Annotated in this window: 17 protein-coding genes and 1 pseudogene; 6 read left to right on the forward strand and 12 right to left on the reverse strand. The window is 67.0% G+C overall.

The genetic code is table 11. The features are described 5' to 3' along the window. Positions 1 to 30 precede the first annotated feature (30 nt). The 5 genes from N5C25_RS07190 to N5C25_RS07210 form a co-directional block, all read right to left on the reverse strand. A complete protein-coding gene (locus N5C25_RS07190; RefSeq protein WP_279936695.1) occupies positions 31 to 780 on the reverse strand; it encodes a hypothetical protein in 750 nt (249 codons plus the stop codon). Between the two features lie 12 nt (positions 781 to 792). Continuing rightward, complete coding sequence (locus N5C25_RS07195) at positions 793 to 1,497, reverse strand: C39 family peptidase (RefSeq protein WP_058982879.1); 705 nt, start codon at positions 1,495 to 1,497, stop codon at positions 793 to 795. Between the two features lie 100 nt (positions 1,498 to 1,597). Then, positions 1,598 to 2,914 carry an adhesin gene (locus tag N5C25_RS07200; RefSeq protein WP_279936696.1) on the reverse strand — a complete coding sequence of 439 codons (1,317 nt, stop codon included), beginning with the start codon at positions 2,912 to 2,914 and terminating at the stop codon, positions 1,598 to 1,600. A gap of 43 nt (positions 2,915 to 2,957) precedes the next feature. After that, entirely contained in the window at positions 2,958 to 3,575 is a 618-nt protein-coding gene (locus N5C25_RS07205; RefSeq protein WP_279936697.1) for a hypothetical protein, read from the reverse strand. Further along, positions 3,572 to 4,102, reverse strand: coding sequence for a hypothetical protein (locus tag N5C25_RS07210; protein ID WP_279936698.1), 531 nt, complete (start codon positions 4,100 to 4,102; stop codon positions 3,572 to 3,574). Before N5C25_RS07210 ends, N5C25_RS07205 begins: the two co-directional genes overlap by 4 nt. Before the next feature lie 396 nt (positions 4,103 to 4,498). On the opposite strand from N5C25_RS07210, the gene N5C25_RS07215 reads away from it, so the two are divergent. Beyond that, complete coding sequence (locus N5C25_RS07215) at positions 4,499 to 5,854, forward strand: sigma-54 dependent transcriptional regulator (protein ID WP_279936699.1); 1,356 nt, start codon at positions 4,499 to 4,501, stop codon at positions 5,852 to 5,854. Here N5C25_RS07215 and N5C25_RS07220 read toward each other — a convergent pair whose 3' ends face one another. The 4 genes from N5C25_RS07220 to N5C25_RS07235 all read right to left on the reverse strand — a co-directional run bounded on the left by N5C25_RS07220 (position 5,855) and on the right by N5C25_RS07235 (position 8,679). Further along, the gene (locus N5C25_RS07220) at positions 5,855 to 6,163 is read right to left on the reverse strand and encodes a hypothetical protein (RefSeq protein WP_019337410.1); all 309 of its coding nucleotides are present in this window, start codon (positions 6,161 to 6,163) and stop codon (positions 5,855 to 5,857) included. It lies immediately after the preceding gene. Then, a complete protein-coding gene (locus N5C25_RS07225) occupies positions 6,156 to 6,692 on the reverse strand; it encodes a hypothetical protein (protein WP_279936700.1) in 537 nt (178 codons plus the stop codon). Before N5C25_RS07225 ends, N5C25_RS07220 begins: the two co-directional genes overlap by 8 nt. A gap of 68 nt (positions 6,693 to 6,760) precedes the next feature. After that, positions 6,761 to 7,642 (reverse strand): PD40 domain-containing protein, encoded by an 882-nt coding sequence (locus N5C25_RS07230; protein ID WP_058982890.1) that lies wholly within the window; start codon positions 7,640 to 7,642, stop codon positions 6,761 to 6,763. Beyond that, positions 7,639 to 8,679 (reverse strand): twin-arginine translocation signal domain-containing protein, encoded by a 1,041-nt coding sequence (locus N5C25_RS07235; protein WP_251101873.1) that lies wholly within the window; start codon positions 8,677 to 8,679, stop codon positions 7,639 to 7,641. The genes N5C25_RS07230 and N5C25_RS07235 overlap by 4 nt, the downstream gene beginning before the upstream one ends. Before the next feature lie 91 nt (positions 8,680 to 8,770). On the opposite strand from N5C25_RS07235, the gene N5C25_RS07240 reads away from it, so the two are divergent. The 4 genes and pseudogenes from N5C25_RS07240 to N5C25_RS07255 all read left to right on the forward strand — a co-directional run bounded on the left by N5C25_RS07240 (position 8,771) and on the right by N5C25_RS07255 (position 10,817). Beyond that, the gene (locus N5C25_RS07240) at positions 8,771 to 9,697 is read left to right on the forward strand and encodes a LysR substrate-binding domain-containing protein (protein WP_279936701.1); all 927 of its coding nucleotides are present in this window, start codon (positions 8,771 to 8,773) and stop codon (positions 9,695 to 9,697) included. After that, positions 9,694 to 10,155, forward strand: coding sequence for a helix-turn-helix transcriptional regulator (locus tag N5C25_RS07245; protein ID WP_279936702.1), 462 nt, complete (start codon positions 9,694 to 9,696; stop codon positions 10,153 to 10,155). The genes N5C25_RS07240 and N5C25_RS07245 overlap by 4 nt, the downstream gene beginning before the upstream one ends. Positions 10,156 to 10,165: 10 nt before the next feature. Then, complete coding sequence (locus N5C25_RS07250; RefSeq protein ID WP_005409768.1) at positions 10,166 to 10,591, forward strand: VOC family protein; 426 nt, start codon at positions 10,166 to 10,168, stop codon at positions 10,589 to 10,591. Next, a pseudogene (locus N5C25_RS07255) lies at positions 10,588 to 10,817 on the forward strand (hypothetical protein). The gene N5C25_RS07250 and the pseudogene N5C25_RS07255 overlap by 4 nt, the downstream one beginning before the upstream one ends. Positions 10,818 to 10,824: 7 nt before the next feature. Here N5C25_RS07255 and N5C25_RS07260 read toward each other — a convergent pair. From N5C25_RS07260 to N5C25_RS07270, 3 genes are all read right to left on the reverse strand, one after another. Continuing rightward, entirely contained in the window at positions 10,825 to 11,520 is a 696-nt protein-coding gene (locus tag N5C25_RS07260) for an HAD family phosphatase (RefSeq protein ID WP_279936704.1), read from the reverse strand. A 104-nt stretch (positions 11,521 to 11,624) separates the two neighbouring features. Then, positions 11,625 to 12,365, reverse strand: a complete 741-nt coding sequence (locus N5C25_RS07265; protein ID WP_279936705.1) for a DNA/RNA non-specific endonuclease — start codon at positions 12,363 to 12,365, stop codon at positions 11,625 to 11,627. A 292-nt stretch (positions 12,366 to 12,657) separates the two neighbouring features. After that, on the reverse strand, positions 12,658 to 13,929 hold the full coding sequence (locus N5C25_RS07270; protein WP_251101871.1) for a hypothetical protein: 1,272 nt from the start codon (positions 13,927 to 13,929) through the stop codon (positions 12,658 to 12,660). A gap of 186 nt (positions 13,930 to 14,115) precedes the next feature. On the opposite strand from N5C25_RS07270, the gene N5C25_RS07275 reads away from it, so the two are divergent. Beyond that, positions 14,116 to 15,690, forward strand: coding sequence for an alpha/beta fold hydrolase (locus N5C25_RS07275; protein ID WP_058982908.1), 1,575 nt, complete (start codon positions 14,116 to 14,118; stop codon positions 15,688 to 15,690).

Genomic DNA, 15,690 nt, shown 5'->3' on the forward strand with positions numbered 1-15,690 from the left:
GTGGAGCGTTTCCCCCAATGCCAGGCCCTGCTACTGGCCCGGCCCCATGCCGCGGTTCAACGCAATCGCCTGGGCCACGTTCTGGCTCAACGGCAGATTGCCGCCCACGGCGTTGCGCACCAGCTCCAGCCGCAGCTGGTTGCTGGCGATCTGGCCGTCACCGGTAAGGGCGATGCCCTGGCCGACGCTGCCATTGCGGATCCACTGCTGCACCAGCCCCTGGCCATCCACCTGCAGCAGCAGGTGTGCCTGGTTGCCTTCCAGCACGGCCGTCGCGCTGGCGCCGGCAGGCTGCGCGGTGACGTTGCCTGCGCCATCAGAGAGAACAGCCGGCACGCCACCCTCGCGGACGGTCAGCGTGGTGACGTTGCGCGCGACATTGCCATCGCCGGCCACCTGCACGCTCTGCACCAGGCCGCTGGCATTGGCCAGGCCGCTGCTGTCGATGCTGCGTCCGTGGGTATCGGGCAGCGGCGCATCGGCTGCCGTGACATGCACGCTGGGCTGGAAGCTGAGCTTCGGCGCGCCAGCACCACGGAAGTCCATGCCCAGGGTCAGGCTGCCCTGCAGGGTCGTGCCGTTGCTGGCCTGCCACTGCGACAGCATGGTGACCCCGAACCAGGCAACGTTGTTGCCACCCACGGTGTAGCGCCCCCGCATCAGGCTCAGCTCCGGGTCGGGGATTTCCGTGAGTCCACGCCCCGTCCTGCCGTCGGCGGCCTGCAGGGGCAGGGCAGGGGCCATCAGCAGCAGAGCCATCCATACGTGTTGACGGAACATGGTCGTACCTCCTCAGAACAGGTCGGCGTGGCTGAAGCCGAAGTCGACCAGTTCGGCATCGGTGATCGGCCCTTGCCGCGCGTAGAGCGCGCGGGCACTTGGCCGTTCGCTGGGTTGCAGAAGAGCGGTGTTGCGATCGAAGTCGCTGCCGATCACCACAAAGACCGCGCGCGATGGCCAGGCGGCCAGGAACTCCGGCAGCGCCAGGCTGCGGTTGCCGAGGATCGGGTCAGCCACTTCCACGATGCCGTTGCGCACCTGCTTGAGCACCACGAAATGGCGGAAACCGCGCACGTCCATCAGCACCAGTCCCGGCACGCGAAGGGTGCGCAGTCGTGTTTCATCGATGCGGTAGCCCCGGCCACGCATGCCCAGCGATTCCACGTAGCGCTTGATGTCGAGCAGGGAGAAGCCGCGTTCGGCCACCAGCGCTGGATCGGAAACCCCCATCATCCCTTCAATCACCGTCGCCTCGTCGGTCTGCAGGTGGTAGGCGTGGCGCAGGATGGTCGCCAATGCGGCCGCCCCGCAGCTGTAATCGGTGTGCTGGCGCACCACGTTGCGGTAGCGCCGCTCCTGCATGCTTTCCACCTTCTGCTGCAGCAGCGCGCCATTGGGCAGCACGCCGGCGAAGTGGACCTCGCCCGCCCATGCCGATGCGGTGCCCATCAGCAACAGGAAGGCAAGCAGGCGCATCGATGGAGGGCAACGGATCATCTACGTTCTCCGGCAGCAGGGGGGAGCCCCCGTTCCAAGGGGGAGGAGGAACAGGGGCTCCCGGGGACCCGGCCATTGGCGGACGGCCGGGGTGTTGCGCTTACTCGCCGCTGCCACCACCGCCGCCAGTGCTGGGCTGGGCGACTGCCAGGGCCAGGCTGTTGGCCTGCAGGTTGCCGGTGCCCGCAGCAACGTTCACGCCGATGTTGCCGGAGGCGCCCGATAAGGCACTGCCGGACAAGGCCGAGGTGTTGGTCGCATTGACGTTCACCCACCGCGTGGTGCTGACCGTGCCGCTGAGGCTGGCATACAGGTCAGCCACGCCCAGTTCGACGAACTGGCTGGTGCCACTCTCACGCGTATCGAAGCCCAGGCCGCCCACCCCCGGCCGGTTGGGGTTCATCGTGGCGTTCTGGATCTGGTTGTCCAGATCGATATGCCCGGTGCTGTTGCCACCCGGGTGCGGCAGCTCGCCACTCCACGTATCCAGGTAGTAGTTGGCCATCTGGTAGGCGTTGCCGGTGCCGCGGTAGGTGCCCGCGCCATAGGCCAGTGTCAGGCCGCTGACGCCGCCACGCATGCCGACCTGCACGGTATCGGTGTAGGACTGCACGAAGCCGGCGTTGCTGACCGTGTTGCCGGTGGAGACCTGGTTGGAGCTGATGCTCGACTGGGCCACCGCCGTGGTCGCTACCGACGCCGCGAGCGCGTTCTTCTGCTCATTGTTGTTGCCCGAGGCGATGTTCACGCCGATGTTGCCGGAGGCGCCGCCAAAGGCGTTGCCGCTGAGGCCTGCGGCGTTGGTGACACCGGAGTTCATGGTGGCGTTGCCGAAGCCGGCCTGGTTGACGAACACCTCGGCGTCGGCCATGCCGAAGCTGAAGGACGCATCGGCAGCGGACAACGACGCGGCATTGTCCTGGGCGTTGTTGTCGCCGGAGACGACATTGAAGCCCAGATTGCCCGAGGCACCGGCGCCGACGTTGTCACCGATCGACGCGCTGTTGGTGACCAGGCTGTTGCTGGTGGCGTTGTTGCTGATCGACTGCCGGTTGTCGATCACGGCAATGGCCGCCGAGTCGAGGTCGATGTCGCCGGTGATGTTCGGGTCGCCGGAGAAATTGATGTCGGTGCTCAGGCGCAGGTCCTTCTCCAGATTCACGTCGACGCCGTGGTTGTTCTTTTCCTTGCGTTCGTCGGCCTGGATGTTGCTGTGCTTCTGCACATTGACGTTGACGGTGCGGTTGCGCACGTCGTTGTCGGTGTGGTTGTGCGTGTCGTTGCGGGTCTCGCTGACGGTGTGGTTGTGGTTGATGTTCGCGTTGGCGTTCTGGTTGTCCCAGCCATTGGCCGCAGCGGCGGTCGAGGCAGTGGCAATCGCCATGGCGAGCATGGTCTGTTTGACGGTCGCTTTCATGGTGCCCTCTCTCTCATCAGGTGGTGCATCGGTTGGGTGGTTGTCACGGGCGGTCCTGCACGACCAGGCCCAGTACGTTGGCCGTGTCGTTGCCGTTGCCCGCGATCTGATTGAGTTGCAGGACCCCGTCGAATCCCCGCAGTGCGGTGCTGGCTACACCGGCGCTGCGGGTGCCCGTCGCGACGCCGTGACCGGTGTCGTCCCGCCCCCCTGCCAACGCGGAACCCTCGGCGGCCAAGGCCGTATCGTCGGTTTCGCGTATGCCCTGTCGGGCCAGCGTCGCGCTGACGACGTTGAGCGTCGTGTTGGCGATGCCGCTGGTCTGGTTGATGGATGCGATGCCACTGGCACCGGCCAGTGCGTCACCGCCAATGAACGCGGTGGCCTGCAGCGGCCCGGACAGCACGAGGTTGCCCTGCTGCAGTTGCCGGGCATTGATCGCCACGTCGGCGCGATCGCCCTTGGCGAAACCCCGCAGGTTGGCCTGCACGTTGAGGTCGCCGGCGGCCTGGTTGACGGCGATGGCACCCGTCGCCCCGGCCAGTGCGTGGCCGTCGATGCGGGCCACGTCGAGATAGGCGAGCATGCCGCCGTAGTCATCGGCCCGGGTCGCCCAGGGCGCGGCAGCGAGCAGCAGAAGCAAGCCTTGCAGGGCCTTCATTTTCCACCTGCCGGGGCCGTGCCCTGCAGGGGGAACTGGGCCAGTGCGCCGCGCACGGTATCGGCGATACCGCGGGTGCTGCTGCCGACCGCACCGAGCGGACCGCTCATGGCGCCCCCGAGGTTGCTGCCGACCATGCCATCACCACCGCGGCCAAGCGTGCCGCCCAGGGCCTGCTGGGTGACCCGTTCAACGGTAGTGCCGCCCGATGTCGCGACGGACGCTGCCTGGCCGGCACCCATGCCGGCATAGTCCTCATCGCTCAACTCGTCCATGCCGTTCGTCGTGCCACCGGCGCCCAATGCGGTGGCGATCTCGCGCTGTGGCTTCGGGTCGGCAATCAGCGCCATGCCCGGCGGTGCCATGCGATAGGCCGGCCGCGCCGACACGTCCCTCAGCAGGACGATTTCGCCCGGTTGTGCCTTCACGCCCTGGCGGGCGCCCGATGCGGACGCGTCGGCGCCAACCGACAGCAGGGCCATTGCCAGCGCTGCGGCCAGGCCGCGAATCAGGGTGGTGCCGTCCATGCCGATCTCCCGCGATGGGTGCGGCGGAACCACGCATCAACCGTGCCAACTTCGAAGTGCCCGTCCGCCAACGTGGGGACCATTCAGTACCTGACCGGGCTGCTGCCACGCTGTTACAGGCACGTCGCGAAATTGTCGGGATTTCGAAGCCCCAGGCACCGCAGGACAAGGGCGGCGGGCGACTGTCGCATCGGTGTTACAGGTGGCGTCGCCGTCTGCAACGGTGCCGCTTCAGCCTCGAATTCCTTGACGCACTGCTCATTGCGTCGCCGTTTAGGGAAGCGCTAGGATCCGCCCAACAAAGGCCGCCCAGGCGGCCGTAGAGGTCCCGGCGGGGGGCGGCACGCCGGTGATTGCCTGACAGTCCGCCGACGGTGTCCGGATGCTGGGGGAAGCATGGCAGCGGTCCCGGAGGCTTCTACGTCACGTTGCGTGCTCTGGTTTGGCGAGCCGTTGGCGAACGAGCGCAGTGCGCTGGCGGCAGCGGGCTGGCATGTGCGCAGCATCCATCCCGATCCCGCCATGGCGATTGGCCTGCGCGGGCGCGATCGATTGCTCGCCGTGCTCGATCTGCGCCATCTCGATGCGGTCGCGCTGCAGCTGCTGGCGCCGTGGATCGAGCAGCACCAGCATCTACCCTGGCTGGCGGTACTGCCACCGGGTGCCGGACCCACATCGCCGGCTTGGCTGCCGTTGCTGCAGCGATGCTGCGCGCGCTTCACGCTGCCGTTCGGCCTGCAGGACCTGGTCTGCGCAATGCGCCAGCAGTTCGATGCGGATGATCCGCCTGTCGATGCAACCTGCAGTGGGTATGGACCGCATGCACTGATTGGCGAAAGCGCTGCGCTGCATGCGGTGCGCACGGTGCTGCACAAGTTCGCGCCGGTGGAACTGCCGGTGCTGGTCACCGGCGAAACCGGTACAGGCAAGGAACTGGCTGCACATGCGCTGCATGCGCTGTCGGGGCGCGCCGGCAGGCCTTTCATTGCGGTGAACTGTGGTGCGATTCCGGCCAGCCTGGTGCAGTCGGAGCTGTTCGGTCACGAACGTGGCTCGTTCACCGGTGCCGACAAGCGGCAGATCGGTGTGTTCGAATCCGCCCATGGCGGTACGGTGTTTCTTGATGAGGTAGGCGATCTGCCGGCAGAAGCGCAGACCAGCCTGCTGCGCGTGCTGCAGGAGGGGACCTTCGAGCGCGTGGGCAGCAGCCAGCCGCTGCGCGCGGACGTGCGGGTACTTGCCGCGACCCACGTCGAACTGGAACACGCGGTGGCGCAGGGGCGGTTCCGCAGCGATCTCTACTACCGCCTGAACGTGCTGCGCCTGCTGATGCCACCGCTGCGCGAGCGCGGTGCCGACGTGCAGCTGCTGGCCGAGCACTTCCTGCGCTGCTTCCGGTTGCGCCACAGCGTGCGTGCACGCGGCTTCGCACCGGCCGCACTGCAGGCGATGCGGCGCTTCGACTGGCCCGGCAACGTACGCGAACTGCTGAACCGTGTGCAGCGTGCAGCGATCATGGCCGAAGGCGAGCTGATCAGTGAGCGTGACCTGGAGCTGGGCGCATCGGTAGCGGCCCTGCCCGCGGCGATGCTGCACGATGCACGCGGCCAGGCCGAGCGCGATGTGCTGCTGCAGACCCTGCGCCAGACCGGCTACAACGTCTCCGAGTGCGCGCGGCAGATGCAGATATCGCGGGTCACGGTGTATCGCCTGTGCCGCAAGCACCGGCTGGAGCTGCCTGCGCAGCGCTGATCAGCCGGCCGCGAGGTGCTTGAACAGGCGCAACGGCTTGCCCGCGACGCGCTCGATCACGCCCTTGGCTTCCAGGTCCAGCTGCACGGCCTTCAACCACCAGCCGGCGGTGGCACCTGCCGGGAACAGCGCGGCGGGCAGGTGTGGCAGCAGTGCCTGTTTCGCCTGCGCGACGGTCAGGCCGGGCGGTTGCGCGGGCAGCGCCCGCAGCAAGGCATGGCGCATGGCGAGGTACTTGGCGCGATCCACGCGCTGGATGTGCCCGGGCGTGGTGATGCTTTCGATCTCGATCCGTCCGGGCTCAGGCATGGGTATCTCCCGCGACCTCGATGCGTGGGCTGCGGAAGCCCATGGCGATCCACGCCTTCATCAGGCGGGCGTAGAACCGCAGCGAGTGGGTCTTCAGGTTCGGCACATCGTCCGGAAGGACAGACGGGTCAGGAAGATCACTGACCATCGTCCGCATCTCCACGGCAGGTCTTGTCGATGCCGGCCACAACAGGCCATACAGGCTCAGCCAATGGCCGCCGCTGAACTCCAGGAAGAGCGGCGTATTGCAGCAGCCGGCCAGCACGCGGCGGCTGCCGCCCCTGCTGGACAATCGCAAGGCACGCAGCATGGCATGCCCGGCATCGATGCTGACGCGATCCTTGCGGTGCATTACGAAGAGCGTCTGGCCGTGCGGGCCCAGCACGTCCGGTGCTCGGGGCATCGACTGCAGCATGGCGCCGGCCTTGCGGCAGCTGTCGCAGCAGCATTCGACGGTGGCAATCGGTTGGCCCGTGGCGGTCAGGCGTACCTGGCCGCAGGCGCAGGCAAGGGACTGGTGTGAGGCCATCTGCGTTTTCTCCTGGGGTAGTCATCCTCTCGACGAACCGGGGCGCGGAAAATCGACAACATCTGCCTTCAAGGGCGCATCATCCGAAACCGGATGCGGTACAGGTCCAACCCTGCACCGTCCGCGCGCCGCGCCGAATAGGTCAAGGTGTCGGGTTGCGAGCCATCCAGCATCGCGCCGTAGCTGTCGCCGGAGGCCTCGTTCAAGGGGGAGGGCAATGCAAGGCCCGCGTCATAACGGCCTCCACGCTCGTAGGCGATGAACTGGCGTACCGGTGCACTGCCGAAGTCCAGGGCGCGGGCAAACACCAGCGTCCGGCCGTCGCCCAGGAAGGTGGCGTCGAACTCCTGCGCTGCGGTATTGAGGTCTCCCGGCAGCGGCCGTGCCGGCTGCGCCATGTCACGGACCATCGCTGCGACGTAGAGGTCATGGCCACCCGCACCGCCTGCGCGATCGCTGGAGAACAGCAGCGTGGCTGCGTCCGGCGAGAGCATCGGCGCGAATTCATCGGCCGCGCTGTTCACTGCCGGGCCAAGATTGACCGGCTTCCCGAATCGACCGTCGCTCCCAATGCTGACCCGGTACAGATCGTCGCCGCCCAGGCCGCCTGCGCGATCCGAACAGAAATACACCACGCGGCCATCGGCGGAAAAAGCGGGATCGAAGTCGCGCCCCGGCGAGTTGAACGGCACCGGCATCGCCGGCCGCCAGCGCTGCCCATCGTTGCGGGAGACCCAGATGTCATACCCACCCGGCCCGCCGGGCCGGTTGCGGCTGAACCACAGTGCGGTTTTTCCGTCCGGGCTCAAGGTCAGTCGAATCTCGTCGTATTGCGTGGATGCAACGCCCGGGGCAAAGCGCTCGGCGGGGCCGACGATCCGCAGCACCCTGGATGGCGACGCGGGAGGCGACGCAGCAACCAGCAGCATCACGGCCAGCAGCGCCTTCATGCCTGTCGCTCGAAGTCGCTGACCCAGTTGGTTTCCCAACTGCGTCCACCATCGGTCGAGGCCGCCTGTTCCCAGCGCGCCGAACGCGGGGTGATGTGTGACCAGATCACCCGTGTCTGGATTGTTCGACCGTCGTGCTGGTCTTCGCCAAAGAAGCGGCCGACACCGGCCTGGAAACCTCCGCGCAGTGGCGGGCCGATCCGGGTTGGCTCCCGGCCATCCAGCCACCAGCTCAGCCAGTGCCGCTCCGCCGCATTCCAGGCGCGGATGCCCATGCCTCGCAGCGGCGCTCCAGGCATGTCCATCAAGTTGTCACCCACGTTGCCGAATCCTCCCAGGACCGGCCAGTTGCGCAGGGTGCCGTTGAACGCGTCCCATGCATCGCTGCCTGCCAGCCGAGCGCGCAGGCGACGATGGCGCACGTTCCAATGGCCCACCAGGAAATCAAAATCGCCCGGTGCATCCGGCAGCTTCGGAAGAGGAGAGGGGACCGCAGCAGTGCGGCGGAACCAGTTGCGCCAGTTCACTTCCCAGTGCGCACCGGCATCGTCGGAGAACGCCTGTTCCCACCACGGCTCCTCGCCGTGGATGTCATGCCAACGGAACCAGACCTCGATGGGGCGCCCGTCGATCCGGTCGGTGCCGCGGAAGCTGCCGGCATCGCCCTTGAAAGCGCCGCGCACAGGGGCTTCGATATGGGCAGGATTGCGGCCATCGATCCACCAGATCGACCACGTGGAATACACCGGATCGAATGCACGCACGCCCAGGCCCCTGTAGGGGCCCGAAGGCAGCGCCATGACGTTGTCATCGATGGTGCCGAGTCCGCCCAGGGTGAGCCAGACCGCGCTGGAACCGGTGAAGGACTCCCAACGGGTATCGCCGACCAGGCGCTCCTTCAGGCGTCGGTGCCGGACCTGCCAGTTGCCCTGCAACCATTTCCAGTCTTCGCTGTGGCTGGGCAGGGCCCACCCGGAGGGCAGCGCCGTAGATGCCGCTGCGGCGGCCAGGGTGGCCAGGAACTGCCGTCGATCCATGTGCGTGATCCCCTGTCGAAGGTGCCTCCATCGTTGCGCGTACCAGGGGGATTGACCACGCAGATATCGGGGCTCAGGCTAAGCCACACTTATGGTCACCCAACGCCAGCTGCCATCGCTTGCCGCAATCCGTGCCTTCGAGGCGGCGGCAAGGCTGGGCAGTTTCGCGCGCGCCGCCGAGGAGCTCGACACCAGTGCGGCATCGGTGAGCTACCACGTGCGGCGGCTGGAGGCCCAGACCGGTACCTGCCTGTTCCTGCGCCATGCACAGCACGTAGAACTGACAGCGACGGGTGCCAGCGTCGCCCAGGAGGCCACCCGGGCATTCGATGCACTGCGCGCCAGCTTCATGCGCGCCGCAGACAGGGATGCGGCGCGACTGCGCCTGTCCGTGCTGCCCACGCTGGGCACCAGTTGGCTGACGCCGCGACTGGGCACCTTCCGTGCCCGCCACCGGCAGCTCGTGCTGGAACTGGACCTGTCGGCAGCGCCGCAGGATCTGGCCGCCGGTCACTTCGATGCCGCCATCCGCAATGGCCAGGGCGGATGGCCGGGTCTTCAGGCAACTCCCTTGTTTCCCAGCGTGTTCACACCGTTGTGTGCGCCGGCGCTGCTGCACGAGGCGCGTGGGCTGGGCAGCAGCGCGCTGGAGATTCCCCTGCTCGGGCGGCCGGACTGGTGGGCCCTGTGGTTTGCCGCGCACGGGCACATTCCACCGCCGGCACCGGAGAGTTTCGTCGCGCCCTTTGCCGTCGAGCATCTGGATGTCGGCGCCGCGATCGCCGGGCAAGGCATCGCCATTGGTTCGCCGATCCTGTTCCAGGCCGAGCTGGACAGCGGGCGGCTGGTGCAGGCGCATCCGGGTGTCGCCAGCGACGGTCGCAGCTTCTGGTTCGTGGCACCCACGGCGCGAGGTGGCAGTGCCAAGGTCATTGCATTCCGTGACTGGCTGGTCGAGCAGGCCGCCGAGGCGCGGCATGCAGCCCGCCATTACCTGGCCCGGGCGGTAATGCCATGAGCCAGAGCCCCGAACTGCTCCGGCGCCTGCTGCGTGCCAAGGACCGGATGGGCCGCGCCAGCCATGAGGAATGGCCGGTCGCGCGCCTGGCCGAGGTCAGTGCGGTGTCGCCGGCGCACTTCGCCCGCTCGTTCAAGCAGGCCTTCGGGCTGCCACCGCACCGCTATCTCCTCAGCCGGCGCATCGAACGGGCCGTGGCGATGTTGCGTGACACCGAGTTGCCGGTCACCGAAATCGCCGCGCAGACCGGGTGGAGCAGCCTGGGTACCTTCGGCCGCATCTTCCGTGCCATCACCGGTGACAGCCCGGGCAATGTGCGTGAGCGTGAGCGTGCAACCCGGGCGGCGTCGGCCAGCGTGCCGGAATGCCATGCACGCGCCGCGCAGCGCCCGGACCTGAAGATCGCAGTTTTGGAGAAGCGCCGCCGCGAGGCGGTTGCTAACGTGGACCCCACCTGAGGGAGGTCCCATGACGAACACTGTGAACACGGTCGGCCTGTATGTGCGCGACCAGGATGAGGCGCTGGCGTTCTACGTCGGCAAGCTCGGCTTCGAAGTGCATACCGACGTACGCAATGGCAGCTACCGATGGCTGACGGTCCGCAGCCCGGGCCAGGACGGTTTCCAGCTGGGCCTGTTCGTGCCAGGCCCGCCCACCCACGACGCCGCTACCGCACTTGCGCTGCAGCAGCTGGTGGCCAAGGGCGCAATGCCGCCGCTGGTGCTGGCCGTGGATGACTGCCAGGCGCGCTACACGCAATGGCTGGCACAGGGCGTGGAATTCACCCAGGAGCCGATCGAGCGCTATGGCGCCGTCGACGCCGGATTCCGTGACCCGTCAGGCAATGGCTGGAAGATGATCGAAGCCCGTTCCGAGGCGAGGCGCCGGCAATGAGCCGCGGTGGCTGGGCACGGCCCGACATCGTTGGACCTCGATCGTGTTCACCCTGGCCGTGATCGCCAACTTCGCCGTTCGCGGGCTGGGGCAGGGCGAACCTGCAGCGTGGATCACCTATGCGCCGCTGCCGCCGCTGTTCCTGCAACTGTTCACCGGGTTGTACCTGTTTGCGCTGCACTACAGCAGCAGGTGCCGCAGCGCCGGGCAGGGCGCTGCGGGTTGACGCCAGGTCAGGCGGCAGCGTCGGCGGCGTAGGCCGCCAGCAGTGCGGGAAGATCTTCCATGCGCTGGAAGATCACCTGGGCACCGGCCGCGCGCAGAGCTTCGGGTGTGCTGTGGTGCGGGCCGCCCTCGCTGAAGCCGAACACGGTGGCACCTGCCGCCACGCCGGCGGTCGCGCCGGTCACGGTGTCTTCAATGACCGCGCAGCGCTTCGGATCCACACCCAGCGCGGCAGCGGCCGCCAGATAGACGTCCGGGTGCGGTTTGGTGCGCGGCATGTCCTGGCCACTGAACACATGGGCACCGAAGGCATCAAGGATGCCGACCTTGCCCAGCTGCAGCTTCACCTTGAACAGGTCGGCACCGGAAGCGCAGGCAATGCGGCCACCGGTCGCTGCGGCGATCGCACGCACGGCCTCGGGCGCCCCCCGGATCGGGTCCAGATCCCGTTCCAGCGCCCGGTTGCGCTGCTGGCGGAACTCCTCCAGCCATTCCTCGGTGAACGGTTTGCCGGTGCGCTCTGCGATCAGCCCTGCCAGATGGGCCACGGACTGCCCGAGGAAGACTTCACCCGCCTGCGCCGGGGTCAGCGGCCAGCCGCGTGCGGTCAGCATTTCCGAGAGAACGCGGGCGACCAGCGGCTCGGAATCGACGAGTACGCCGTCGCAGTCGAACAGCACGGCATCGAAGGGGAAACAGGACATCTACAGCTCCAGGGGGCAATGCGGTGGTGCAATTGCCCGCCATTTTCCCACAGCCATCCTTGCGTGGCACCCGGACCGGGTGCCACCCATTCCCGGCAGACCGGTCAGCCCAGATCACACCCCGCTGGCTGCGGCCAGGTGCTGGCCGGCAGCATGTTCTTCAGCGAGTCCGGTGCGTTGATCGCAACGTAGCTCGCACCCAACAGCTCCTCCAGATCGGCGATGGTCACCAGGTAGCTGTCGAGGCTGCCCAGATTGGCTTCGTTGGGAATGATCCAGCTGATCGCCTTGGCCGTGCCAGTGTTCGGATCACGGGTGATGATCGTCTTCCAGAAGAACTCCGGCGTCGGGATGCCGTGGCTGGAAAGGAAATAGTCGTTGGAGGCGTCGCCGTAGACCACGCCACCATAGACATCCACCGGTGCGATGTCACGGTAGCACTCGGCCACGTTCTCGGCCTTCACCCAGATGCCCTGGTTGAAGCTGGAGACCTGCGGAACGATGTTGGTCATGTAGTTGGCGCGGCGGATGTAGGTCGCGTTGTAGTCCATGTGGTTGGACGTCACCAGATGCCCCCGGTCATAGCCGGACTTGATGCTGGCGTAGGAGTCGGTGCTGGTCTGGCCGAGGCAGCCTGCCGGCAGGTCGGGGTCCTTGTAGAAGCTGGACGGCCGGGCAGCCGAGCCGGTGTCGGCGGTCAGGGTGTATTCGTAGCGGGTGGCGCTGTGGATGCTGCAATCGTAGGTGAGCACGAAGCCGCCCTTGTTGAGGGTGACGACCTGGGCTTGGGCAGCGCTGGCGAAGGCACTGAGGACGAACGCGAAGAAGAAGCTTGCAAGGCGCATTGCGGTTCTCCAGCAGAAGTTCAGGGCGCAGCCGTCCGCCACGACCGTGCCGGAGCGAGGTCATGTGGAGACGTTGCGGAGTCGGGTGCTACGGATTGCGGTGGGACGTGACCGCACGGGTGGGGCCATGCAGGCCTTGCGGTGTCGTAAGCGTCACAAGCTGTCGCGTTTCGGTCAACGACGAAAAGACGAAGCTGTGACCGCCCGCAAGCACTGGAGAGGTGTCAGATCACACGGCGCGTGGGTGACATGCGCGCGTGCTAGGGCGGGGCGGTCCCCTTCGCCACCAGGCTCAGGGCTGTGCCCGCAACACGTAGTCGCCGCGGCGCGCTCCAGGTACCAGCGACCATCCGGGCGCCAGGCTCAGCGTCCATCCATGATCCTGCAGGGGCAGTTCGCCCGATGCAGGCGCCTGCACGAACACGGCCTTCCAGTCGTTCTGCATCAACGCTCCGTCGGTGACCGTCAATGTTCCCCATACGTCGCTCAGCCGCATCGTGGGATACACCGTGCCGCTGCCAGGCAACGGCTGCATGTTGCCTGGGTCGAACTGGATGCGCATGCTGCGAAGATCCAGCCGCAGTACCGGGCCGGTTACAAAGCGGGCCTGGTTGCGTTCAAGCTGCGCAAGGCGCTGCTGTTCCCGCTGCACTTCCGTTTCGCGCAGCGCAGGCCCGTCATAACGCGCTGCTGTGGTGAGCAGTGCAGCTTCGTCGGTGAGTGGAGTGGTGTGCGTGCGCTCTGCCAGAAGTGAACCGAGATCCCGGGCGGGGTGGACAAGATTGCGATGCCATCCGGGCGCAACCTGGTCCAGCAGCAGGCCATAGGCCGGGCCGGTCGCGTAGGCGAACGAACGGACGAAGCTGCGATCACCCACATGGGCGCGAAGGTCATGAAGTGCAGCTTCGATGCGCGCAGCGCGAGTTGGATTGCCGACGAGAACGCCGGTGTACTCGGCCAGGCCTTCATTCAACTCCAGCGCGGCCTCGTCCCGGGAGGCGGCTGGGAAGTGACGGTAACGCTCAGCACGGAACGCGAGCGCATCGTTCATCGCGTAGCGCTGTGCGCCGGGGTCGGTTGCGGACAGTGCGGCGGCAAGCGCACGCCATTCCAGCTGCAGCCAATAGCGACCTTCGAGCGTGTCGAGGTGCTCATTGCCGCCTTCTGCCGGCGTTTCGATCGACAATGCGGGTTGCAGGCGATGGAACATCTCGTGGGCCAGCAGCGTGCGTCGCCGGCTTTCGTCCTGTGGCAGCGGCCAGAGCAGCTGCGTCCAGCGGGTGCCGGACCATTCGACGGCGGTGTTGGCGATGATCGCGTCCGGCGGAAGCTGGCCGACGAAGACCTTTCCACGTACCTGCAGGCGGCCCTGTGCATCTGCATGGGATGCCGTGACCCGTCGACTGGTCCGGTCTACCAGCATCATCGGCCCACACAGCGACGCTCCCCAGAGTCGACCGTTGTCGGCCTGGCACAGCGCTTCCGCCTCTTCAAAAACTGCGCCGGCGGCGACGTCGGACAGCGCGGGTCCTTCCGCAGACACGGGGCCGACTGCACCCAGCATCAGGGCGGCAAGTGAGAGTGGCCGGGGCCTCATGGTATCCGTCCATCCTTGGGAAGTACCCCGTCATAGCATCGATCCAAGCCTTCGACAATGCAGCAAACGCCATGCTGCGTCGCAAGGTGCCACCCACCATTCGCACTGGTACGGTCCGATCCGTTGCACCACCACCGACGGGGAGAGACCACGATGCGCAAGGTAGTGCTGCTGTTGATCCTGCTGACCGGGCTGGCGCCCACCGCCTGGGCGGCCACGGTCAAGACCACCCATCGCACCATTCCCAGCTGGGATGGAACGCCTCTCGGGGCCTTCGTCATCGAACCGCAGGACGCCGGCAGCGGGCGGTATCCGCTGCTGGTGATGCCCAGCAGCTGGGCCGTGCCCAGCGTGGAGTACGTGGGCGTGGCGCAGTCACTGGCCCGGCGCGGCTATGTGGTCATCAGCTACAGCTCGCGTGGCTTCTGGGAATCCGGCGGCAGCATCGACATCGCCGGGCCGGCCACGGTCGAGGACGTCAGTGCACTGATTGACTGGGCGCTGGACAATACCCGCGCCGACCGGTCACGAATCGGCGTATCGGGCATCTCCTATGGGGCCGGCACCAGTCTGCTGGCGGCGGCACGCGATCCGCGCATCAAGGCAGTGGCCGCACTGAGCGGCTGGGCCGACCTGCAGGCCTCGCTGTACAGCAACGACACGCCCAGCGCGCAGGGCATCGCGCTGCTGGTTGCCGCGGGCCTGGCCACCGGTCGCCCGGGACCGGAGCTGTCCACCATCAATCGCAATGTGCTGGTCGGCAACTACCAGGGCGCGGTGGACTCGCTGTTGCCGGTGGCGGCGCAGCGCAGCCCCGGGTCCAGCATCGATGAGATCAACGCCAACCAGCCAGCGGTATTCCTGGCCAACGCCTTCAACGATAGCCTGTTCCCGCCGGGCCAGCTGGTGGACTTCTTCAACCGTTTGAAGGGTCCCAAGCAGCTGCAGCTGCGCCATGGCGACCACGCCCTCAACGAGGCCCTTGGCGCTTTCGGTATTCCCAATGAGGTGTATGCCGCAGCGGGCGACTGGTTCGACCACTACCTGAAGGGGGTGACCAATGGCATCGACCGCCAGGCGACGGTGCAGCTGAAGTCGCAGAAGGGCAGCTGGAGCCATTATCCAGACTGGCAGGCTACCCGGACGGGTGTGGTCAGCTACGGGCTGACCGCGCCGAGCGGGCTGTTACAGCCCACCGGTGGACTGGTGGCGAACGGTGGCGGCACCGGCTGGAGCTACCGCATCGGCAGCGGCCTGCTGACGGCTGCCAACTCCGGCGTGGTGATGGCGTCCGGCGCGCTGCAGATGATCAACCTGCCACCGGGCGCGTATGTGCCGTTCGTCGGACGCAACGCCGCGGGAGTCTGGCAAGGGCCGATCTACTGGAGTGCGCGCCGTCTGGATGGCGCGCCGGAAGTGCGGATGACGGTCACGCCAAGCCGCGCCGACACCACGTTGTATGCCTATCTCTATGCCGAGGACGTGCTGGGCAATGGCCAGCTGATCAGTCACAAGCCCTATACGCTGCGGGGTGCCACGCCGGGGCAGGCGAAGACCATTGACCTGCGGCTGGAGGCCAGCAGCTGGGAGGTGCCGGCCGGCAGTCGCCTGACCCTGGTGGTGGACACGGTGGACCTGCGTTATGCGGGCATCAGCCAGTTGGGTGGCACGGTAACCTTCAGTTCACCGGCGAACGCGCCGTCGGTACTGAAGCTGCCTTTGCACTGA

It is taken from the genome of Stenotrophomonas sp. GD03958 (genome assembly GCF_029839005.1).
GTDB classification, from domain to species: domain Bacteria; phylum Pseudomonadota; class Gammaproteobacteria; order Xanthomonadales; family Xanthomonadaceae; genus Stenotrophomonas; species Stenotrophomonas hibiscicola.